The following is a 22,315-nucleotide window of genomic DNA, read 5'->3' on the forward strand; positions in this document are numbered from 1 at the left end:
TGCCAATCTGCTCTCAAGTGGTTGAAACCATTGAGGAGAGCATCATGGAATTCTTAAGTGTGCTGGCAGCGGCCGCGGCAGCATTTGCGCTTGGGGCCGGGTACTACGGCGCCCTGGCCAAGCCCTGGGTCGAGGCATCTGGCGTCGAGTGCGACGAGACCGGAAAACCGAAGGGCGGACAAAATCCGATGATCTTTGCAATGGCCTTTGTGCTGCAGCTGATCGTCGTTGGCATGATGCGCCATGTGTTCAGCCTGTCAGGCATCGATTCCCCAGGCGCAGGTCTGGTCGGCGGCGTCGGCATCGGCCTGTTCTTCATCAGCCCCTGGATCGCACTGAACAACATGTACGGAATGCGGCCGGTGAAACTGACGCTGATTGATGGCGGCTATGCGACGCTGGCCTGCGCGGCGGCCGGACTGGTGCTGACGCTGTTTTGAACTGACACGGATCTGAAATGAAAAAGGGAAGGACCTGAGGACAATCAGGACCTTCCCTTCCACCCCGCGTGCTCCACTATCCACCACACGCGTATGAAAATCTGGTTCCTGGCCGTCCTGGCCGGTTTCTTAGGTATAGGCCGCCCAGCGCCGATTCCGCAAAGCAATTACCCGGACAATGCGAGCTAAATCGGAACAGATGGATCGGCGGCTTTCTCCTTAGCTAAGGACCAAAATGCCGGCAGCTGCTTGCCTCTTGACAGTCCATCCTAATATTTAACAATATTGTTAAATATCATCTACCAGCCAGGAGGACCGTTCCATGCCTGTTAGTTTTCCCAATGAAAGCGTGGCCTACCGCACGGCCCGTAATGAACTGCTCAAGGCCGAGCTCGCGCTGCGGGCACAAACTGAAGACGTTGCGGCCCGGCGCCGGGCCCTGCCGCCGGGCGGACTGATAGGAGACGATTATGTATTCCGCAGCACCTGCGGCACCTCGGTGTCCCTGCAAGACCTGTTTTGCGGTCACAGCACCCTTGCCATCTATTCACTGATGTACGGGCCGGACGCCAAGGCGGCCTGCCCGATGTGTTCGGCATTTCTGGACGGCTGGCGCGGGCAGATCGCCCATACGCAGGCGCGCATGGGATTTGCAGTGGTCGCGCAATCCTCACCTGAACGGCTGGCAGCACTGCAGGAAGCAAAAGGCTGGCAGGACCTGCCGCTCTATTCGGCTGAAGGCACCACCTACCAGCGGGATTATCTTGCTGAAAACGGCAGCGGCGCCCAGTTGCCAATGCTGCACGTCTTCAGAAGAACCGCAGACACAATCCGGCATTTTTGGGGTTCGGAGATGTTTTTTGAGCCCAGCCCATGGCAACCGCGCCATATCGATGCGCTATGGCCCATGTGGAACCTGTTCGACCTGACGCCCGAGGGCAGAGGAGACCACATGCCGAACCAAGACTGACCCGCTGCCCGCAACAAAAAGCGCCGCCGGATTGCTCCGGCGGCGCTTCATTAGTTTGAAACGCATCCGCTTAGTAGCGGTAGTGCTCCGGCTTGAACGGGCCTTCCGGCTTGACGCCGATGTAGGCGGCCTGTTCGGCGCTCAGCTGGGTCAGCTTGACGCCGATACGGCCCAGGTGCAGCCGGGCGACTTTCTCGTCCAGGTGCTTGGGCAGGATGTAGACGTCGTTTTCGTAGTGATCGCCGCGGGTCCACAGTTCGATCTGGGCCAGCACCTGGTTGGTGAAGGAAGCCGACATCACAAAGGACGGGTGGCCGGTGGCGTTGCCAAGGTTCAGCAGGCGGCCTTCGGACAGCAGGATGATGCGGTTGCCCGAGGGCATCTCGATCATGTCCACCTGTTCCTTGATGTTGGTCCATTTGTGGTTGCGCAGGCTGGCGACCTGGATCTCGTTGTCGAAGTGGCCGATGTTGCCGACAATCGCCATGTCCTTCATCTCGCGCATGTGCTCGATACGGATCACGTCCTTGTTGCCGGTGGTGGTGATGAAGATATCGGCGGAGGACACGACGTCCTCCAGCAGCACCACTTCAAAACCGTCCATCGCAGCCTGCAGGGCGCAGATCGGGTCGGCCTCGGTGATTTTCACGCGCGCGCCGGCACCGCGCAGCGACGCAGCGGAGCCCTTGCCCACGTCGCCATAACCGCAGACCACGGCGACCTTGCCGGCCATCATGGTGTCGGTGGCGCGGCGGATACCGTCGACCAGCGATTCCTTGCAGCCGTACTTGTTGTCAAACTTCGACTTGGTGACCGAGTCGTTCACGTTGATCGCCGGGAACGGCAGCTGGCCGTTCTTCTGCAGGTCATACAGACGGTGGACACCGGTGGTGGTTTCCTCGGATACGCCCAGGATCGCATCGCGGGTCTTGGTGAACCAGCCCGGGGAGGCTTCCATGCGCTTCATGATCTGCGCCTTGATGACCGCTTCCTCTTCGGACTGCAGCACCGGGATGATGTCCTCGCCCGCTTCGGCGCGGGCGCCCAGAAGCACATAAAGGGTGGCGTCGCCGCCATCATCCAGGATCAGGTTCGCGCCCTCGGGGAACATGAAGGATTTGTCGAGGTAATCCCAATGCTCTTCCAGGGTCTGGCCCTTGATCGCAAAGACCGGGATCCCGGCTTCCGCAATTGCCGCGGCGGCGTGGTCCTGGGTCGAGAAGATGTTGCAGGAGGCCCAGCGTACATCCGCGCCCAGTGCCACCAGCGTTTCAATCAGAACCGCGGTCTGGATGGTCATGTGCAGCGAGCCGACGATGCGCGCGCCCTTCAGCGGTTTGCTTTCGCCATATTCCTCGCGCAGCGCCATCAGGCCCGGCATTTCGGTTTCGGCGATGTCCAGCTCTTTGCGGCCAAAGCCTGCCAGCGCGATGTCCTTGACGATATAATCCCCGGCCATAGTCTGCTCCATTCCGGTTACGAGTACACTTGCAGCAGGGCCTAGCACTGCATTTGTTGATATTCAACGAAGATACCCGCAACCGGAGCCGGATGGCTCAGGCTTTTCATCAAGTGTCAGGCTGTAGGGGAAGCCCGTCAGGCAGCCAGTATCAGCTTGGCGTGCCCGGGTCCGGCGCTTTTTCCGCAATGTGGAAGAAGGAGGATCCGGTTGCGACAACGCAGCTGATCCCGTTTGCATGTGTAACGAGAACCGTAAAGGTGCCGGTTTCATCCGACGACCAGACCTCTATCACTGTCGCTTCGGGGCGGCTTTTCTGCAATCCGCCGGCCGTCAGCCGTTCGGAATATCCGCTTTCCAGCTTCTGCGTCATGACCTCGCGGTCGCCGCAGCTGGCGGCCAGGGCTGGTGGCGCTGTCGCTGCCATGCCGAACAACAGGGAAAGACCAAGTAAACGCTTGAACATGACAAACTCCTTTCTGTTGCGTGTCACGTCGCAAAGGGGTTTGCCGCGGGGAGGGGGCGGTGCCCCTTGTGTACTTATAATATTGGTTCGGGACGCACCTTTTTCAAACTCACAGGGCGTAAACTGCCCGTTTTCATCCGTGTTCGCGCAAACACTCAAACGATGGCAAGCATTGCCCGGGCAACGCGCAGAAGGTAGTCAGAGGGTGAATAGAGCGACAGGAATCCCCATGCCCGCCAAACCCGCCCGCGCCTGGCAGCGAATGCTGTCCGGCCGCCGCCTGGATCTGCTGGATCCGACTCCCGTGGATATCGAGATCGAGGATATTGCCCACGGACTGGCCTTTGTGGCGCGCTGGAACGGACAGACGATGGGGGATTTTGCCTATTCGGTGGCAGAGCATTCGCTGCTGGTCGAGGACATCTTTACCCGGATGCAGCCCAAGGCGCCGGTCAAATGGCGGCTGGCGGCGCTGCTGCACGATGCGCCGGAATATGTGATCGGCGACATGATATCCCCTGTGAAGGCCGCGGTGGGTCCGGGCTACGGCGATCTGGATCAGCGGCTGACAGCGGCCATCCACTTGCGTTTCGGGCTGCCGGCGGCGCTGCCCAAAACGGTCAAGGCGCAGATCAAGCGGGCGGACAAGGTCAGCGCCTGGATGGAAGCGGTGCAGATCGCGGGGTTTTCAGAGAAAGAGGCAAGCAGGTTCTTTGGCCGTCCGAATGCAGAGATTGCCGATGGCCTGCACATCCGTCTGCGCCCGCCGGTCGAAGTGCGGCAGGATTTCATTGCCCGGCACCAGGCGCTTTTGCAGCAGATGTGACGCTGGGCAGACCTTGCGACGAGTTCTGCCCGGCCAGGACCGCTGCCCTGCCGTTGGTTCCAATCGTTATCCTGCTGCCTGTCCTGCGTATAAAGGATAACAAGGTAAGGATGGCGGCGCCGCCAAGGGGCGGAGGCGGGACGAGAGGGTCACTCCCGCACGCGAAACGTCGTCTGTGCGTGCCCGTGCCAATGGGCCCTGTTCCTGGATGCCGGGGGTGTCAGGCCCGGCGGTGACCGCGATCAGTTGGGACTATGCCGCACGCTGCTTAAGATCCCGTGAGACCAGCGTACGCAGGGTGCGCAACACCCTGTAGGGTGGGTGATTTCGCCCACCGCTTACGGCAATTTGCAACCTTGGGATGGTGGGCAGATTGCCCACCCTACGGGTGCGGCCAGACTTGAAACGCTCAGCGCGGGCTGCGCTTGGCCAGGATCCGCTGAAGGGTGCGGCGGTGCATGTTCAGCCGGCGGGCGGTTTCCGAGACATTGCGGTCGCAAAGCTCATAGATCCGCTGGATATGCTCCCAGCGCACCCGGTCGGCGCTCATCGGGTTTTCCGGCGGCGGCGGCAGCTCATCACCGCTGGACAGCAGCGCATTCATGATGTCGGTGGCATCTGCCGGCTTGGACAGGTAATCGGTTGCGCCGATCTTCACCGCTGCAACGGCGGTGGCGATGGCGCCATAGCCGGTCAGCACCACGACCCGGCTGTCCGGGCGTTTTTCGCGCAGCACTTCCACCACGTCCAGGCCGTTGCCATCCTCCAGCCGCAGATCAACCACTGCATAGGCAGGCGGGCGGGCGGTTGCGATGGCGCTGCCAGCGGCGACGGATCCCGCGGTCTCCACCTCAAAGCCGCGTTTCTCCATTGCCTTCGCCAGACGCCGCAGAAACGGCTCGTCATCATCGACCAGCAGCAGTGTCTTGTCGGGTCCAATATCCTGCAGAGCAGTTTCGGCCATGCCCGGTCCTCCGCGCAGTTTTATCTATTGACGCAAGAATATGTCCGGGCAGGGGAAAAGGTCAAACAGCTATCCTGCTTCAGATTTTCCCGACGAAACAGGCGGTCTTGTCGGCCATCTGCTCTGCCGATTCATCGCGGCGGAAGAACTCCACAAACCCTTCTTCCGGCAGCACCAGGTAAGAGAAGGTGGAATGGTCGACCAGGTAGTAGTCCTCGTCGCCCTCGTTCTTCTTGAAATAGGTCTTGTAGGCCATGCTGGCGGCCTTCACCTGCTCCAGCGAGCCGGTCAGCCCGATCATCTTCTCATGCAGGTTGGCGGCGAAATCACCAACGGCTTCAGGGGTATCGCGGTCCGGGTCGATGGAAATGAACACAGGCGTCACGCTGATGCCGCGCTCTGCCAGAACGTCGATGGCATCCGCATTGCGGGCTGCATCCATCGGGCAGACATCCGGGCAGAAGGTGTAGCCGAAATAGACAATCGAAGGTTCGGTGATCACGTCCTTGTCGGTGACCGTTTCCCCCTTGGCATTGACCAGTTCGAACGGCCCGCCGATGGTGTCCGCCCCGCCTGCGATCTGGCTGCTCCGGCACTGCGCGAATTTGTCACCCCCGTTGCCCCCGCGGGTCAGGAACCAGGCACCGCCCACCAGGGCGGCGACAAAAGCAGCAGCTAAAAGAGCATAGACGCGGGTCATGGGATCACACTTTTCGTCAAGGAAGGGTTGTTGATCGTTTGCGGCGCCAGACCTATCAAGAATTGCAGCCGATGCAACTGGTGCACGGCGTCACATCTGCGGGAGCACCGGATCCGAATGAGCGATCGCCTTTTCAAGCTGCCGAGCAGCCACGATCACAGCCATTGGGTCCGGTTGCGGACGCTGATCCTGCTGCGCTGGGTCGCCATTGCCGGCCAGATCACGGCCATTGCGGTGGCGCAGCACCGGTTTAACCTGCAGCTGGAATTGGGCCTTTGCTACCTGGCCATCGGTATTTCCGCGGCTGGCAACCTGATTGCCATCTTCGCCTTTCCGGAAAACAAGCGCCTCAGCGAGTTCGAAAACTTCCTGATGGTGCTGTTCGACCTGCTGCAGCTTGCCTTTCTCGTCTATCTGACCGGCGGGTTGAACAATCCTTTTGCCCTGCTCGTGTTGGGACCTGTAACGATTTCCGCTGCGGTGATGGGCCTGCGCTCCACCCTGATCATCGGCGCGACAGCCATCATCTTGGTCACCCTGATGGCAGAGTTCCACCTGCCGCTGCGGACCGAGCAGGGGTTCATCCTGCGGATCCCGGATGTGTTCATCTTCGGCAACTGGATTGCCATCGTCATCGCCATCCTGTTCATCGGCGCCTATTCCTTCCGGGTCAGCAACGAAATGCGGCTGATGTCCGATGCGCTGAGCGCAACCCAGCTGGCGTTGTCCCGTGAACAGAAGCTGACCGATCTGGGCGGCGTGGTGGCAGCGGCAGCGCATGAGCTTGGCACACCGCTGGCCACCATCAAGCTGACCAGCGCCGAGCTGATCGAGGAACTGGACGACCGCCCCGACCTGCGCGAGGATGCCGCGCTGATCCGCGAACAGGCCGACCGCTGCCGGGACATCCTGCGCAGCATGGGCCGGGCCGGTAAAGACGACCTGCACCTGCGCCAGGCGCCGTTTTCCACGCTGGTAACAGAAGCTGCAGAGCCGCATATGCACCGGGGCAAGGCGGTTCTTTATCACGAGGAACCGTTGGAAGGCGGCGATTACCAGCAGCCCACAGTGCTGCGCAAGCCGGAGATCATCCACGGGCTGCGCAACCTGGTCCAGAATGCGGTCGATTTTTCCCAATCCACGGTCTGGATCGATGCTGCCTGGGACAATGAGCGGATCGTCCTGCGGATCAGCGACGACGGACAGGGGTTTCCGCCGCATCTTCTGGGCCGTATCGGCGACCCGTTTGTGCGCCGCCGCCGGGGCGAAAAGGAAATGAAGCAGCGCCCGGAGTATGAAGGCATGGGTCTGGGCCTGTTCATCGCAAAGACCCTGCTGCAGCGCACCGGCGCGCAGCTGAGGTTTGCCAACGGCTCAGACCCCCACCAGACCCTGATTCCCGGCATTGAGCGGCAAGGCGCCATCGTCGAGGTTGCCTGGCCGCGCAGGGAAATCGACGCCATGGCCGCAGGAGGCCCTGTTACCGGTAAAAATTTACCTTTAGAAATTTAACTATTCACTTTTGGGAAACCAATTAAACTTCATTTAACCATTTTTGGGGAACCATGCGGCTAAACGAGAGCTGAACTAGGCAGGAAGACATGCAGGATTTCGCATCGATCGAATGGTTTGTACTGGCCGCACTTTGCGCTGCCACAGCTGCCGCCGCAGTCTGGTGGCTGTCGCCTTCGCCCCGCCGCAACGGCATGGAGCATGACCTGCTGGCCGCCGACGGCCGCACCGACGCCGTGTTTCTGTTTGACGACAGCAGCCTGATCGGCTGGTCCTCCGGCGCCCGCAAGTTCATCGGCGACCAGGCGGAGAACTTCGACTGGAGCATGCTGCGCGACCAGCTGGCCCGCAGCTACCCCGGCCTGCCGCAATCGCCGGGCTTTCTCAAGGATGTGGGGCCGCTGGTGCTGTCCGGCACCGCCGCTGCCGAAAGCCGTGAGGCGCATTGCGAATGGATCGATGGTGTGACCCGCGTTCAGCTGCGCCGCAGCACCTTGGAAGAACAGAACAAATCCCTGGATCAGGAGCTGACCACCCTGCGCGCTGCCGTGCACCAGGCGCCTTATCCCGTCTGGCTGCAGTCGGAGGAAGGCAATGTCACATGGTCCAACCTCGCCTATGATAACCTGAGCCAGAAGATCCGCGGCCGCAGCGCAGATTTTGCTGACCCCCTGTTCACCGATCTCCACGACCCGATGACCAGCGGCAAACCGGAGCGGATCCATATTCCGCTGCCGGACAGCGGCAAGAAGCTGTGGTACAACGTCTCGACCACCGAAACCGAGGCCGGCTGGCTGTGCCATGCGGTGGACGTGAATGCGGTGGTGGACGCCGAGGTCGCCCAGCGCAACTTTGTGCAGACGCTGGCCAAGACCTTTGCCCAGCTGTCGATCGGCCTTGCAATCTTTGACCGCAACCGACAACTGGTGCTGTTTAACCCGGTCCTGATCGACCTGACCGCGCTGCCTGCGAATTTCCTCAGCTCGCGGCCCAACCTGCTGACCTTCTTCGACCGGCTGCGCGACCAGCGGATGATGCCGGAACCCAAGAGCTATTCCAGCTGGCGCCACCAGATGGCCGACCTTCTGGAAGCTGCTGCCGAGGGCCGGTACCAGGAAACCTGGTCGCTGCCGTCGGGCTCTGTCTACAAGGTGTCGGGCCGGCCGCATCCGGATGGCGCCATCGCCTTCCTGTTCGAGGATATCACCGCCGAGGTCACCCTTACCCGCCAATTCCGCTCTGAGCTGGAGATGGGCCAGTCGATCCTGGACCAGATGGACGAGGCCATTGCGGTTTTCGCAAATGACGGCAGCATGAGCTTTTCCAACAGCGCGTATGACACGCTTTGGCAGATGGATCCGGACTCCAGCTTTGCCAAAGTGTCGATCATGGACGCCAGCCGGATCTGGCAGGACACTTGCGCTCCGACCCCGGTCTGGGGTGAGATCCGCGACTTCGTGGCAGGCTGCGAAGGGCGCGAGGCCTGGTGGTCCAGCGTCAAGCTGCGCGACGGCACAGGAATGATCTGCAAGGTTTCCGCGATCCAGAACGGCGCCACAATGGTCAGCTTCCGGAAACCGGAAACCGCCGCCCTGCCGGCAAGCCAGGAACGCTTCGCCGCCAACACGCAAGGCTGACCCTGGAAACCGGCTTGCAGCAGCACCGCGGCGGCGCCATTGTACCGCCATGACCACGACCTCCGCGGCGTTCACGCTGAATTCACCTGAGGAAACGGCCGAGCTGGCCGCCCGTATCGCCGGAGCCCTGCGCCCCGGCGATTGCCTGTTGCTGGAAGGCGTCATTGGTGCCGGGAAAACCCATTTCGCCCGCCATCTGATCCAATCTTTGATGGATGAGCCCGAAGATGTGCCCTCGCCCACGTTCACATTGGTGCAGACCTATGATGTGCCGGCAGGTGAACTGTGGCACACAGACCTCTACCGCCTGTCCTCCCTGGATGAGCTGGAGGAACTGGGCCTGACAGAGGCCTTTGACAGTGCGATCTGCCTGGTCGAGTGGCCCGACCGGCTGGCCGAACTGACACCGGCACATGCCTTGCACCTGGCACTGGCGCTGGACCCCGAACATGAAGACCGCCGCCATCTGGCGCTCCGCTGGAGCGACCCGAAATGGCAGCCCCTGATGGAGCGCATCTGCGCATGACCGACCGCAAGACCCTTTGCGAAACCTTCCTGTCCGCAACACCTTATGCCGGCTGGCAGCGCGGCCCGCTGGCCGGGGATGCCTCCAACCGCCGTTATGAGCGGCTGACCGGTGACAGCGGCGAAACCGTGGTGCTGATGGACGCCCCGCCGGAGAAGGGCGAGGACGTCCGTCCGTTCATCCGAGTCGCCGGCTATCTGCGGGACCAGGGCCTTAGCGCCCCGGAAATCCTGGCCCACGACGTGGAGCAAGGCTTCCTGCTGCTGGAGGATCTGGGCGACGACCTTTATGCCCGGGTCATCCTGCGCGAACCTGCGCTGGAAAAAGAGCTCTATGAAGCGGCGACCGATGCGCTGGTGGCGTTGCACCAGGCGCCGATGCCGGATCTGGAGCCCTATGGCCCGCGGATGATGGCGGAAATGTCCGGGCTAGCGCTGTCGAAATACCGCGCCGGCGTCCTCGGCAGTCACGATTCCAATTTGCAGGCGCGCTTCGAGGATCAGTTCGAAGACATTCTGCGCGAAACCGTCAAAGGCGACCCGGTTCTGGTCCAGCGCGACTACCACGCCGAGAACCTGTTGTGGCTGCCTGACCGCGAGGGCGTCGCCCGCGTTGGCCTGCTGGATTTCCAGGACGCCCGCGCCGGCCACCCGGCCTATGATCTCGTGTCACTGCTGCAGGACGCCCGCCGCGACGTGCCCGCCGGCATCGAAATGCAGATGATAGACCGCTATATCGCAGCAGCCGGCATTGATGAGTCCGGCTTCCGCACCGCCTATACCGTCCTGGGTGTGCAGCGGAACCTGCGTATTCTCGGCGTCTTTGCCCGGCTCAGCATGGATTACGGCAAACCCCATTACGTGGATCTTATCCCGCGGGTCTGGGACCATTTCATCCGCGGGCTGGAGCACCCGGCGCTGGCCCGGGTGGCAGCTCTGCTGCGCGAGAGCCTGCCGGCCCCCACCCCGGAAAATCTGGACAAGCTGAGGCCCTGATGCAGCGCTCCCCCGATGCCGTCATGCTGTTTGCCGCCGGTTTTGGCACCCGGATGCGGGAGCTGACCCGCGACAAGCCGAAACCGATGATCGAAGTGGCGGGCCGCCCGCTGATCGCACACGCGCTGGAGCTCGTGCGCGAAGCAGGACCGGCACGCATTGCGGCCAACCTGCACTACAAGCCGGAGCCTCTGAAGACCTTCTTAGAGCCTGAAAACGTGCTTCTCAGCCTTGAGACGCCGGACATTCTCGACACCGGCGGCGGGCTGCGCCATGCCCTGCCGCTGCTGGGGGACGGCCCGGTCTTCACCGTGAACACCGACGCCATCTGGAAAGGCCCGAACCCGCTGCAACTGGCGCAGGAGGCCTGGGATCCGGAGCGCATGGATGCGCTGCTGGTCTGCGTGCCGCTGGACCGGGCTGTCGGCCGCACCGGCGGCGGAGATTTCTCGGCGGACGCCGAAGGGCGCATCAGCCGCGGCGGCGATCTGGTCTACGGCGGGGTTCAGATTCTGAAAACGGAGGGGCTGCACCAGGTTGAGGACAAGGTTTTCTCCCTGAACGTGCTCTGGAACCAGATGGCCGCAGCGAACCGGCTGTTTGCGCTGGAATATCCCGGCCGCTGGTGCGATGTGGGCCATCCCGAGGGGATCACATTGGCCGAGGATCTGATAGCCGCAGATGATGTTTAACCCATCCGCCAAGCCGCGCCTGTTTGCCGTGCCCTGCGGCGTCGATTTCCCCCGTGCGCTGGTCGAGGGCTTGCGCAGCCGCAGCCAGGGCCTGCCGCCGGAGGCGCTGGCCCGGGCGGAGCTGATCGTCAACACCTCCCGCATGGCCCGCCGGGTGCGCAGCCTGTTTGATGCCGGCCCAGCCATGCTGCTGCCGCGGATGCTGCTGCTGACCGACCTGGCCCAGCGCGCCACGCTGGACGGCCTGCCGCCCGCCCTGCCCCCTTTGCGGCGCCGGCTGGAGCTGTCACAGCTGATTGCGAAACTGCTGGACGCCCAGCCCGATCTCGCCTCCCGCGCCTCGCTCTATGACCTGTCCGACAGCCTGGCGGCGCTGATCGACGAGATGCAGGGCGAAGGTGTCAGCACAGATACAATCCGCGCGCTTGATGTCTCCGACATGTCCGGCCACTGGGCCCGGGCGCAGGCCTTCATCGGTATCGCGGACGAGTTCACCGGCCTGCATGAGGGCGCGATGGATGCCCAGGCGCGGCAGCGCCAAGTGGTGCTGAACCTGATTGACCAATGGCAGGAAAGCCCGCCGCAGCATCCGGTGATCCTGGCCGGCTCCACCGGCTCGCGCGGGACCACGCTGATGCTGATGCAGGCCATCGCGCGGCTGCCGCAAGGGGCTGTGGTGCTGCCCGGCTTCGACTTTGACCAGCCGGAGCAGGTCTGGTCCGGGCTGGATGATCCGCTGATTTCGGAGGATCACCCGCAGTACCGGTTTCACAAGTTGATGAAGGATCTGGAGCTGTCGCCGGGCGACGTGCAGCCCTGGACAGAGACCCCGCCGGTCTCTCCAGAACGCAACCGGCTGGTCTCGCTGGCCTTGCGCCCTGCCCCGGTCACCGACGCCTGGATGAGCGAAGGCCCGCTGCTGACCGGTTTGGACACCGCCACCGATAACGTCACCCTGATTGAGGCCCCGAGTCCTCGCGCCGAGGCGCTGGCCATCGCGCTGCGCCTGCGGCAGGCGGCAGAGGACGGGCAGACCGCGGCGCTGATCACCCCGGACCGGATGCTGACCCGCCAGGTCTCTGCCGCGCTGGACCGCTGGGACATCCTGCCCGATGACTCGGCCGGCCAGCCGCTGCAGCTGTCGCCCCCAGGCCGCTTCCTGCGCCATGTGGCGGGGCTGTTCTGCAAACCGCTGGCCTGTGACAGTCTGCTGACCCTGCTGAAGCACCCGCTGACCCATGACGGTGCCGATCGCGGCAATCACCTGCGCCAGACCCGCGAGCTGGAATTGTCGCTCCGCCGAAATGGCCCGCCCTTCCCGGATGCCGCGGCCTTTGCCGGGTTTGAAAGAGGCCGTGAGCTGACACCTGGCTGGACGGAGTGGCTGGCAGCCTGTTTCGCGGATCAGGAGATTGCCGGCACCCTGCCCCTGACCGGCTGGGTCCAGCGTTTGCGCGACCTGGCCGAACGCATTGCTGCGGGCAGCCAAGCCGATGGCGCAGGTACCCTTTGGGACAAGAAGGCCGGCCAGGCCGCACTCGCCTGCATCGAAAACCTGGAGGCCGAAGCGCCTTATGGCGGCGACATGACCGCCCGTGACTTCTCCGACCTGCTGGGCGCTCTGCTGAGCCAGGGCGAGGTCCGAGACCGCGATGCGCCTTATGGCTCGATCATGATCTGGGGCACGCTGGAGGCGCGTGTGCAGGGCGCCGATCTGGTGATCCTCGGCGGCCTGAATGAAGGAAGCTGGCCCGAGGCCGCCAGCCCTGATCCCTGGCTGAACCGCCAGCTGCGCAATAAGGCGGGCCTTCTGCTGCCTGAACGCCGCATCGGTCTGTCGGCGCATGATTTCCAGCAGGCCATCGCCGCGCCCGCGGTCTGGCTGACCCGTGCCGAACGCTCGGAAGAAGCCGACACCGTGCCGTCGCGCTGGCTGAACCGGCTGACCAATCTGCTGTCGGGCCTGCCGGAACAGGGTGGCCGGGACGCGCTGGACGCTATGCGTGCTAGGGGCGGCCAATGGCTCGGCTGGGCGGAGGCGCTGGAGGAGCCGGCGCCGATTCCGCAATATCCCCGCCCGTCCCCCTGCCCGCCGGTGGCAGCCCGCCCGCGGCGGCTGACGATCACCGAAATTCCACGCCTGATCCGCGACCCCTATGCGATCTACGCCAAACATGTGCTGCGCTTGAGGCCGCTCAACCCGCTGGTGCAGGAGCCCGACGCCCTGCTGCGCGGAATCGTGGTGCATGAGGTGTTCGAGCATTTCATCAAGGAAGCCCAGACGGACCCGAGCCTGCTGAGCGCCGGCCAGCTTATCGAAAAGACCCGCGAGCTGCTGGAGACCCATGTGCCCTGGCCTGTTGCCCGCATCCTGTGGCACAGCCGCATCCGCAGGATTGCCGGCGACTTTGTGCTGGCCGAACAGGAGCGCCAATCCCGCGCCAAGCCGGTTGCCTTTGAAGCCAAGGGCAGCGCCCGGCTGGATCCGCTGGATTTCACCATCGCCTGCCGCGCCGACCGGATCGACATGGACGACCGTGGCTTCCTGCATCTCTACGACTACAAGACCGGCACGCCGCCCAGCGAGTCGCAGCAGAAGAAATTCGAAAAACAGCTGCTGATCGAGGCTGCAATGGCCGAGGAAGGCGCCTTTGACGACCTCGGCCCGGCGGAAGTGGCGCGTGCGCTGTTCATAGGATTGGGCAGTAAACTGAACGAAGTGCGCGCACCGCTGGAGGATGAGCCGCCCGCCAAGGTCTGGGATGAGTTGCGTACGCTGATCGGAGCCTATTTCGAGCCTAACCAAGGCTATTCCAGCCGGCGCATGGTGCACCGCGACGACATCGCCGGCGATTATGACCACCTCGCGCGTTACGGCGAATGGGACCGCAGCGCCGAACCGCAGCCGGAGGATCTGGCATGACCATCCGCGACGCCGCCTCCGAGGCGCAGTTCCGCGCTGCACGCCCCGATGCCTCCACATGGCTGGCCGCCAACGCGGGTTCCGGTAAGACCAAGGTGCTGACCGACAGGGTGGCACGGCTGCTTCTGAAGGGGGTTCAGCCGCAGCATATCCTGTGCCTCACCTACACCAAGGCCGCCGCCAGCGAGATGCAGAACCGGCTGTTCAAGCGGCTGGGGGAATGGGCGATGCTGGGGGATGCGGCGCTGATCGCAGCCCTGACCGAGCTGGGGGAGGTCAACACCGCAGCCGGCGATCTGGCCAAGGCGCGCACCCTGTTTGCCCGCGCCATTGAGACGCCCGGCGGATTGAAGATCCAGACCATCCACTCCTTCTGTTCCTCGCTGCTGCGCCGTTTCCCGCTGGAGGCCGGCGTCAGCCCGCAGTTTTCCGAGATGGACGACCGCGCGGGCCAGCTGCTGCGGGCGGAAATCATGGAGGATCTTGCCCAAGGCGCCGAGGCGCCGCTGGTGGATGCCCTGGCGCGCCATGTCAGCGACAGCGATTTTGAGACCCTCACGTCCGCCATCTGCCAGCGCCGCGCTGATTTCGGCGAGCCGCTGGACTGGAACGGGCTGCTGGACCTGTTCGGGCTGCCCCAAGGCTTTGACGAGACCGCGCTGGAGGCACTGGTGTTCCTGGGCGGAGAGGAAGAGCTGCTGCAGCGAACCTGCGACATGCTGGGGCAGGGCGGTACAACCGATCAGAGGGCAGCGGCCAAGCTCGCCGGCATCACCAAGCCCACGCTCGCCGATCTGAGCACGCTCGAAAGCGTGTTTCTGACCAGTGCCGGCGCCAAGGAACCGTTCACCGCCAAAATAGACAAGTTCCCGACCAAGAAACTGCGCGAATCCCACCTGTCCCTGATGGATCAGCTGGAACCGCTGATGCGGCGGGTGGAAGATGCGCGCGCCAAGCGCCTCGCCCTTACCGCCGCGCGCAAGAGCCACGACCTGCACCGCTTTGCCGCCGCCTTCCTGCCGGAATACGAGCGCCGCAAACAGCTGCGCGGCTGGCTCGACTTCGACGACCTGATCCTCAAGGCCCGGCAACTGCTGAACGATCCGGGTGTCGCGGCCTGGGTGCTCTACCGGCTGGATGGCGGCATCGACCACATCCTGGTGGACGAGGCGCAGGACACCAGCCCGGTGCAATGGGACGTGATTGAGAAGCTGGCACAGGAATTCACCGCCGGCGAGGGCGCGCGCTCGGACGTGGAGCGCACCATCTTTGTGGTCGGCGACAAGAAGCAGTCGATTTATTCGTTCCAGGGCGCGGACCCGGACGCTTTTGACCGGATGCAGCAGGAGTTTGGCAACCGGCTGGCGGAAACCGGGGCAGGGCTGCAGGATGCCTCGCTCGATTTCTCCTTCCGGTCCTCCGCCGCAATCCTGAAACTGGTCGATCTGGTGTTCAAGGACAGCCCGCGCGCCGGTTTCCGCAAGGACGCGCTGCACCGGGCCTTCAAGTCCGATCTGCCGGGCAGGGTGGACCTGTGGCCAGTGGTGGAAAAGGTGGAGGATGATGAAGATCCTGACTGGACCAGCCCCGTCGACCGCCCCAGCAGCCGCCATCACACGGTGATTCTGGCCGAAAGGATTGCCGGGTCGATCAAGCAAATGATCGACACTGGCGCCACCATCCCAGAGGACGGCCCGGAACGCGGCACATTCCAGCGCCGTCCGGTGCAGGCCGGCGATTTCCTGATCCTGGTGCAGCGCAGGTCCGATCTGTTCTCGGAGATCATCCGCGCCTGCAAAAAGGCCGAGCTGCCCATCGCCGGCGCCGACCGGCTCAAGGTGGGCGCGGAACTGGCGGTCAAGGACATTGCCGCGCTGCTGCGCTTCCTGGCGCTGCCGGAAGACTCATTGTCTTTGGCAGAGGCTCTGAAGTCGCCGCTTTTCGGCTGGAACGAGCAGATGCTATTCGATCTCGCGCACAGGCGGAAAGCGATGTACCTGTGGCCCGCGCTGCGTGACCGGGCAGGGGAGTTCCCGGACACCATGGCAGTGCTGGATGACCTGCGCGCCAATGCCGATTTCCTGCGCCCCTATGACCTGATCGAACGGATTTTGACCCGCCACGGCGGCCGTCAGAAACTGCTGGGCCGGCTGGGACCGGAAGCGGAGGACGGCATCAACGCGCTGCTCTCACAGGCGCTGGCCTATGAACGCACCGATGTGCCCAGCCTCACCGGGTTTCTGGTCTGGATGCAGACCGACGACCTGGAAATCAAACGCCAGATGGGCGCGGCCGGCAACATGATCCGGGTGATGTCTGTGCATGGGTCCAAAGGGCTGGAGGCACCGATCGTGATCCTGCCGGACACTGCCAAACGGCAAGCGCCGCGGGATGCGGAAATCATGCTGGCCGATGGCACGCCGGTCTGGAAACTGCCCAAGGACCAGATGCCGCCCGCGATGCTGGCGGCCCGTGAAGCCGCGCAGGAGAAACTGCAAAACGAACGGCTGCGGCTGTTGTATGTGGCTCTGACCCGGGCGGAAAAATGGCTGATTGTCGCTGCCGCCGGCGAGGTGGGCGAGCAGGGCGACAGCTGGTACCGGCTGGCGGAACAGGCCATGCGCGAGGGCGGTGCAACGGAATTCGTCTGCCCGGGCGGAGCAGGTTTGCGCCTGCAGCATGGGGAGTGGGACGGGCTGCCGCTGGTCGAGCCCCCTGTTTCGCAAATTGAGAAACACTGCCTGCCGGAAGTCTTTGACAGGCCTGCCAGAGCCTATGAGGCACCGGCGCCGGCGCTCAGCCCCTCTGACCTGGGCGGAGCCAAGGCTTTGGCGGGTGATCTGGGCCTGGACGAGGATGCAGCCAAAGCCCGCGGCAGCCGTCTGCATCTGCTACTGGAGCACCTGCCGGGCCGGCCCGAAGGCATGTGGCCGCAGCTTGCCGGCAACCTGCTGCAGGATGCTGAAGATGCAGCGGAACTGCTTGCCGAGGCTTCTGATGTTCTGAAAACCGCCGGCTTGTCCCACGTTTTCGCCCCGGAAACCCTGGCAGAAGTTCCCATAACCGCAGATCTGAACGGAGACCGTCTGCATGGCATCATCGACCGCCTGATTGTCACACCGGACAGGGTGCTGGCGGTCGACTTCAAATCCAATGCCACGGTGCCTGCAACACCTGAACAATGCCCCGAAGGGCTTCTTCGCCAGATGGGGGCCTATGCTCATGCGCTCGCCCAAATCTACCCCGGCCGCACCATCGAAACCGCATTGCTCTGGACCCGCAACGCCACGCTAATGCCGCTTCCGCACGAACTTGTGACAGCTGCGCTGATGCGGCGTCTGGAACCTTGACGATCCGTTAAGCCGTACCTAGGTTCCAACTCCAGTTGCCACACACTCATGGAGACATGCATATGTCCACCGTAGCCGTCACCGACGCCACTTTCGACGCCGAAGTCAAGAACTCCGAGATCCCCGTTGTGGTGGATTTCTGGGCAGAGTGGTGCGGTCCCTGTAAACAGATCGGCCCGGCTCTGGAAGAGCTGGCCGCGGAATTCGGCGGCAAGGTGAAAATCGCCAAGGTCGACGTTGACAGCAACCCGAACTCTGCCGCCGCCATGGGCGTGCGCGGTATCCCGGCGCTGTTCATCTTCAAGGACGGCCAGGTGATCTCCAACCGTGCCGGCGCCGCCCCCAAGGCCGCGCTGCAGAGCTGGATCGAAGAGTCGATCTGAGCCTGATCAAGATTGGAAAATAAAGGGCTGTCCCGCCGGGACAGCCCTTTTTCTATCAGCGCACTGGCTCATCCGACGGTCTCAAACTGGCTCTTTCCATTGTTGCCCTGGACTGCAACGGTCCAGACTGGATCACATTCAGGAGGCAGAATGACCAAGACAAGAGTTCTGGTGGAATTCGGCATGGGCACGTCGCTTAGGCGCGAAGACTACACCGAAGCCGCCTGCCGCGCGATCAAGGACGCGCTGTGGCACAATTCCGTCAATGTGGCGGAACTTTTTGATTTCCATAAGGAAGACATGATCATCGAAGCAGAAATCGGGGTCCAGAAGCCGGAAGCGGTGGACAGGGATGCGCTGCTGGAAATCTTTCCCTACGGCCAGCCCAGCGTCCGGGTTACGGAAGGCGGGCTCGACATTGCCAAGCCCCAGGGCGGGCGCACGGTGATCGCCAACGCGGCCATAACCGTGTCTTTTGACATGGAGGCAGCTGAATGACCGGCAAACGCATCATCCTGGAAATGGGCACCGGCAACGACCTCTATGGCCAGGATTACACCAAGGCCGCCCGCCGCGCGGTGCAGGACGCACTGCATCACTCCTCGATCACCCTGTTTGCCAAGCTCGGGATCGATCACAGCGAAATGCGCGTGGAGGTGACCATCGGTGTTCAGCAGCCAAAGGCAGTGGATTGCGAACTGGTGGCAAAGGATTTGCCGCGGGGCAGGGCCAGCGTGCGCGCCGTCAAGGGCGGGCTGGATGTGGAGGATGCAGAAGCCGGCACCCGCCATGTAGTGGCAACCGCTGCGATCGAGGTCTGGCTGCCGGATCAGGCAGGCAAGTATGAAATCGCCACCCCGAAATGAACAAAGCCGCCCATATCAGGGCGGCTCATTCAAAGTCTTCGATCATTTCAGATCTCAGATCTTGGCGATGTCAGCACGGCTCAGGCCGATATCGTCCAGCTGTGCGTCGGTCAGCCGGGACAGAGACTTGCGGGTCTCGCGGGATTCATACCACTCAACGATGGAGCTTTTCACGCTGGTCATAACGTCGACCACGCGGAGAACGGTGACTGCTCCGAGCGGCGCATGAATGTTTGCGGTCGTCATTTGCGCATATCCTTCTAAGAAACAGCCGACCCTGTGCCGGTTGTGAGCCCCATGTAGGATGCGCGGCTGAGTCCCGCAATTGCCGGTTCAACAGCCCCGCCTTGCGCTTTCTGCATAGCAGCAAAAAGCCCTGCAGCCGGTGCAGCACGCGGGATCCGGCCCTGTCCCTTGTGCCGGCGTGGGGATGGTTCCATATAGGGGGCAACTTAACGGAGGCATTTATGGCAGACGATCAATTCCCCGGCTGGCACGGCACCACCATCATAGGCGTCAAAAAGGGCGGGCAGGTGGTCATCGCCGGCGACGGCCAGGTGTCGCTGGGGCAGACAGTGATCAAGGGCACCGCCCGTAAGGTGCGCCGCCTGTCGCCAGGCGGGTTTGACGTGGTGGCGGGTTTTGCCGGCTCGACCGCGGATGCGTTCACCCTGCTGGAACGGCTGGAAGCCAAGCTGGAGGCCACCCCCGGCCAGCTGGCCCGCGCCAGTGTCGAACTGGCCAAGGACTGGCGCACCGACAAATATCTGCAGAAGCTGGAGGCAATGCTGATCGTCACCGACGGCACCGACATGCTCGTGATCACCGGCGCCGGCGATGTGCTGGAGCCTGAACATGACGTGGCTGCCATCGGCTCCGGCGGCAATTTCGCCCTGGCTGCCGCCCGCGGCATGATGGACAGCGATAAATCCGCGGAATCTGTGGCCCGCGACGCCATGGCCATCGCCGCCGATATCTGCGTCTACACCAACGGAAACCTGACCGTCGAAACCATCGGCGGCTAAGAATTTTCCTCAAAATTCTTAGCAAAACTTTTTTGTCAAAAGTTTTGCCCCGGAAAGGACTGACATGACCGATCTGACCCCCCGCGAAATCGTCTCGGAACTGGACCGTTTCATCATCGGCCAGAAGGAAGCCAAGCGCGCCGTGGCCGTGGCGCTGCGCAGCCGCTGGCGGCGCAAGCAGCTGGACGACGATCTGCGCGACGAGGTATACCCCAAGAACATCCTGATGATCGGCCCCACCGGCGTCGGCAAGACCGAGATCTCCCGCCGCCTGGCCAAGCTGGCCCGCGCGCCTTTTATCAAGGTGGAAGCCACCAAATTCACCGAAGTCGGCTATGTCGGCCGGGACGTTGAGCAAATCATCCGCGATCTGGTGGACAGCGCCATTGCCCAGACCCGCGAGTACATGCGCGAGGACGTGAAGGCCAACGCCCATAAGGCGGCCGAGGACCGGGTTGTGGAGGCCATCGCCGGCAGTGATGCCCGCGAAGCCACCCGCGAGATGTTCCGCAAGAAGCTGAAGGCGGGGGAGCTCGACGACACCGTAATCGAACTGGATGTTGCCGACACTTCGAACCCGATGGGCATGTTCGAAATTCCCGGCCAGCCCGGCGGCGGCAACATGGGGATGCTGAACCTTGGCGACCTGTTCGGCAAGGCGATGGGCGGCCGCACCACCCGCAAGAAAATGACCGTCGCCGAAAGCTATGAGGTGCTGATCGGCGAAGAGGCCGACAAGCTGTTGGATGACGAAACCGTCACCCGGACCGCGCTGGAATCCGTTGAGCAGAACGGCATCGTCTTCCTCGATGAGATCGACAAGGTCTGCGCGCGCCAGGAAACGCGAGGCGGCGATGTCAGCCGCGAGGGCGTGCAGCGCGACCTGCTGCCGCTGATCGAGGGCACCACTGTCAGCACCAAGCACGGGCCGGTCAAGACCGACCATGTCCTGTTCATCGCCTCCGGCGCCTTCCACATCGCCAAGCCTTCGGACCTCCTGCCGGAGCTGCAGGGCCGCCTGCCGATCCGGGTGAACCTGCGGGCGCTCACCGAAAACGACTTTGTCCGGATCCTGACCGAGACCGACAACGCGCTGACGCGGCAGTACACCGCACTGATGGGCACTGAGGAAGTTGAAGTGAGTTTCACGGAGGACGGGATTGCGGCGCTGGCCAAGATTGCCGCCGAGGTGAACCAGACGGTGGAAAACATCGGTGCGAGGCGGCTCTACACCGTGATGGAACGGGTGTTTGAGGAGCTGTCTTTCACTGCGCCTGACCGCTCGGGTGAGGCCGTCACCGTGGATGCGGCGTTTGTGAAAAAGAACCTGGGCGAGCTTGGACGCTCTGCGGATGTCAGCCGTTACGTTCTGTAATCCGCCATCACGGGGTGCAGCCTCTGGACTTTGGCGGCAGGTGCATTAGCCTGCCGCCAGTTCATTGAGGTGGGACGACATGCAAGGGCTGCGCCTGATCTGCGGTATGATGCTGATGTTTCTGGCGGCCTGTACCGACAGATCTTATTCCCCCACTGTTCCCGCAGCCCTGAACGTCGGCACTCCCAAGACTGTGTTTGCCGCCACCAACCGCGATCAGCTGCCGGATGGCACCTTTGGCGGCGAACGGGCGGATGGATTCAGCCTGCTTGAACTCACCGTTTCGATACCACCGCAACACACGCCAGGGTCCTTGAAATTCGGCTACAGGAACCCGGATCCCGTCACCGAATTCACCATGGCAGGGCGGAAGAAATTCGAAAGCGAAGCCGCCTTTGGCGCCCGGTTTCGTCAGGAGCTGGCTAAGTTCCCGCCGAAGGAACGCGATGTCACTGTTTTTGTGCATGGCTTCAACTCCACCCAGGCCGAGACCGCATTCCGGGCGGCCCAGCTGACCCATGACATTGACGTCCCCGGCGCGACCGTCATCTATTCCTGGCCCAGCAAGGGGCGGCCGCTGGGCTATGCCTATGATGGCGACAGTGTGCTGTTTGCACGTGACGGGCTGGAGCAGCTGCTGCGCAAGTTGCGTGTCTCCCATGCAGGCCGGGTGGTTGTGGTGGCACACTCCATGGGCGGACTGCTGACGATGGAGACGCTGCGCCAGATTGAGATCAAGACTCCGGGTTGGACAGCCCGGAACCTGGGCGGTGTCGTGCTGATGTCGCCGGATCTGGACATCGATGTGTTCAAAACCCAGATGCACCGGTTCAAACAGGTGCCGCAGCCCTTCCTGATCTTCGTTTCACGCAAGGACAACGTCCTGACGCTGTCGCAACGCCTGCGCGGGCTGGAAGGGCGCGAGCGGCTCGGCAATCTGGATAATATCGAAGAGCTCAGCAGCCTGCCGGTCGAAATCATCGACACCACCGCATTTGCCGACGAAGCGGAGTCACAACATTTTGTCGCAGCAAGCTCGCCGGCGCTTCTGGCCCTGCTGAACGGCGCACGGCAAACCGCGGACACATTTGCCGACGATCCGGAGCGTTTGCGGAGCATTCTCCCAGGTCAGATCGTTATTCGGGAGAATGCCATCAAGGTCGCGCTATCGGGCAGGCCTGCGGACAACCGGTAACGGGCCGGCCC

At 62.9% G+C, this 22,315-nt stretch carries 21 protein-coding genes; 16 read left to right on the plus strand and 5 right to left on the minus strand.

The features are described 5' to 3' along the window. The first annotated feature begins 44 nt into the window (after positions 1-44). Both AB1A62_RS05000 and AB1A62_RS05005 read left to right on the plus strand, forming a co-directional pair. A complete protein-coding gene (locus AB1A62_RS05000) occupies positions 45-440 on the plus strand; it encodes a DUF1761 domain-containing protein (RefSeq protein WP_366660368.1) in 396 nt (131 codons plus the stop codon). Between the two features lie 322 nt (positions 441-762). Continuing rightward, a complete protein-coding gene (locus AB1A62_RS05005; RefSeq protein WP_366660370.1) occupies positions 763-1,410 on the plus strand; it encodes a DUF899 family protein in 648 nt (215 codons plus the stop codon). Positions 1,411-1,480: 70 nt separating this feature from the next. Here the strand turns inward: AB1A62_RS05005 and ahcY are convergent, their stop codons facing one another. Both ahcY and AB1A62_RS05015 read right to left on the minus strand, forming a co-directional pair. Next, entirely contained in the window at positions 1,481-2,869 is a 1,389-nt protein-coding gene (gene ahcY / locus AB1A62_RS05010) for an adenosylhomocysteinase (protein WP_366660371.1), read from the minus strand. A gap of 151 nt (positions 2,870-3,020) precedes the next feature. Further along, on the minus strand, positions 3,021-3,335 hold the full coding sequence (locus AB1A62_RS05015; RefSeq protein ID WP_019295345.1) for a hypothetical protein: 315 nt from the start codon (positions 3,333-3,335) through the stop codon (positions 3,021-3,023). A 229-nt stretch (positions 3,336-3,564) separates the two neighbouring features. On the opposite strand from AB1A62_RS05015, the gene AB1A62_RS05020 reads away from it, so the two are divergent. Further along, on the plus strand, positions 3,565-4,161 hold the full coding sequence (locus tag AB1A62_RS05020) for an HD family hydrolase (protein ID WP_366660374.1): 597 nt from the start codon (positions 3,565-3,567) through the stop codon (positions 4,159-4,161). Positions 4,162-4,570: 409 nt separating this feature from the next. On the opposite strand, the gene AB1A62_RS05025 is transcribed toward AB1A62_RS05020, so the two are convergent. Then, complete coding sequence (locus tag AB1A62_RS05025) at positions 4,571-5,125, minus strand: ActR/PrrA/RegA family redox response regulator transcription factor (RefSeq protein WP_366660376.1); 555 nt, start codon at positions 5,123-5,125, stop codon at positions 4,571-4,573. Between the two features lie 79 nt (positions 5,126-5,204). After that, positions 5,205-5,825, minus strand: a complete 621-nt coding sequence (locus AB1A62_RS05030) for an SCO family protein (RefSeq protein WP_366660378.1) — start codon at positions 5,823-5,825, stop codon at positions 5,205-5,207. Positions 5,826-5,942: 117 nt separating this feature from the next. Between AB1A62_RS05030 and regB the strand changes: the two genes are divergently transcribed. The 10 genes from regB (at position 5,943) to AB1A62_RS05080 (ending at position 18,709) form a co-directional block, all read left to right on the plus strand. Further along, a complete protein-coding gene (gene regB, locus AB1A62_RS05035) occupies positions 5,943-7,337 on the plus strand; it encodes a sensor histidine kinase RegB (protein ID WP_366660380.1) in 1,395 nt (464 codons plus the stop codon). Positions 7,338-7,426: 89 nt separating this feature from the next. Then, positions 7,427-8,974: a PAS-domain containing protein gene (locus tag AB1A62_RS05040; protein WP_366660381.1), complete on the plus strand. Its 1,548-nt coding sequence runs from the start codon at positions 7,427-7,429 to the stop codon at positions 8,972-8,974. A gap of 49 nt (positions 8,975-9,023) precedes the next feature. Beyond that, positions 9,024-9,500 (plus strand): tRNA (adenosine(37)-N6)-threonylcarbamoyltransferase complex ATPase subunit type 1 TsaE, encoded by a 477-nt coding sequence (gene tsaE / locus AB1A62_RS05045; RefSeq protein ID WP_366660383.1) that lies wholly within the window; start codon positions 9,024-9,026, stop codon positions 9,498-9,500. After that, positions 9,497-10,495: a phosphotransferase gene (locus AB1A62_RS05050; protein ID WP_366660536.1), complete on the plus strand. Its 999-nt coding sequence runs from the start codon at positions 9,497-9,499 to the stop codon at positions 10,493-10,495. The genes tsaE and AB1A62_RS05050 overlap by 4 nt, the downstream gene beginning before the upstream one ends. Further along, positions 10,495-11,187, plus strand: coding sequence for a nucleotidyltransferase family protein (locus tag AB1A62_RS05055; RefSeq protein ID WP_366660384.1), 693 nt, complete (start codon positions 10,495-10,497; stop codon positions 11,185-11,187). The genes AB1A62_RS05050 and AB1A62_RS05055 overlap by 1 nt, the downstream gene beginning before the upstream one ends. Then, complete coding sequence (addB, locus tag AB1A62_RS05060; protein WP_366660537.1) at positions 11,180-14,110, plus strand: double-strand break repair protein AddB; 2,931 nt, start codon at positions 11,180-11,182, stop codon at positions 14,108-14,110. Before AB1A62_RS05055 ends, addB begins: the two co-directional genes overlap by 8 nt. Beyond that, a complete protein-coding gene (addA, locus tag AB1A62_RS05065) occupies positions 14,107-17,460 on the plus strand; it encodes a double-strand break repair helicase AddA (protein ID WP_366660385.1) in 3,354 nt (1,117 codons plus the stop codon). Before addB ends, addA begins: the two co-directional genes overlap by 4 nt. Before the next feature lie 62 nt (positions 17,461-17,522). After that, positions 17,523-17,843, plus strand: a complete 321-nt coding sequence (gene trxA, locus AB1A62_RS05070; protein WP_366660387.1) for a thioredoxin — start codon at positions 17,523-17,525, stop codon at positions 17,841-17,843. A 150-nt stretch (positions 17,844-17,993) separates the two neighbouring features. Further along, on the plus strand, positions 17,994-18,341 hold the full coding sequence (locus AB1A62_RS05075; RefSeq protein ID WP_366660388.1) for a Lin0512 family protein: 348 nt from the start codon (positions 17,994-17,996) through the stop codon (positions 18,339-18,341). Next, positions 18,338-18,709, plus strand: a complete 372-nt coding sequence (locus AB1A62_RS05080) for a Lin0512 family protein (protein ID WP_366660389.1) — start codon at positions 18,338-18,340, stop codon at positions 18,707-18,709. The genes AB1A62_RS05075 and AB1A62_RS05080 overlap by 4 nt, the downstream gene beginning before the upstream one ends. Positions 18,710-18,763: 54 nt before the next feature. Here AB1A62_RS05080 and AB1A62_RS05085 read toward each other — a convergent pair whose 3' ends face one another. Continuing rightward, entirely contained in the window at positions 18,764-18,955 is a 192-nt protein-coding gene (locus AB1A62_RS05085; RefSeq protein ID WP_366660391.1) for a DUF1127 domain-containing protein, read from the minus strand. Between the two features lie 221 nt (positions 18,956-19,176). On the opposite strand from AB1A62_RS05085, the gene hslV reads away from it, so the two are divergent. The 3 genes from hslV to AB1A62_RS05100 all read left to right on the plus strand — a co-directional run bounded on the left by hslV (position 19,177) and on the right by AB1A62_RS05100 (position 22,304). Then, complete coding sequence (hslV, locus tag AB1A62_RS05090) at positions 19,177-19,734, plus strand: ATP-dependent protease subunit HslV (RefSeq protein WP_366660393.1); 558 nt, start codon at positions 19,177-19,179, stop codon at positions 19,732-19,734. A 64-nt stretch (positions 19,735-19,798) separates the two neighbouring features. Further along, the gene (gene hslU / locus AB1A62_RS05095) at positions 19,799-21,109 is read left to right on the plus strand and encodes an ATP-dependent protease ATPase subunit HslU (RefSeq protein WP_366660395.1); all 1,311 of its coding nucleotides are present in this window, start codon (positions 19,799-19,801) and stop codon (positions 21,107-21,109) included. A 79-nt stretch (positions 21,110-21,188) separates the two neighbouring features. Continuing rightward, positions 21,189-22,304: an alpha/beta fold hydrolase gene (locus AB1A62_RS05100; protein ID WP_366660397.1), complete on the plus strand. Its 1,116-nt coding sequence runs from the start codon at positions 21,189-21,191 to the stop codon at positions 22,302-22,304. The last annotated feature ends 11 nt before the right edge of the window (positions 22,305-22,315 follow it).

Source organism: Leisingera sp. JC11 (genome assembly GCF_040704725.1).
Classification (GTDB): Bacteria; Pseudomonadota; Alphaproteobacteria; order Rhodobacterales; family Rhodobacteraceae; genus Leisingera.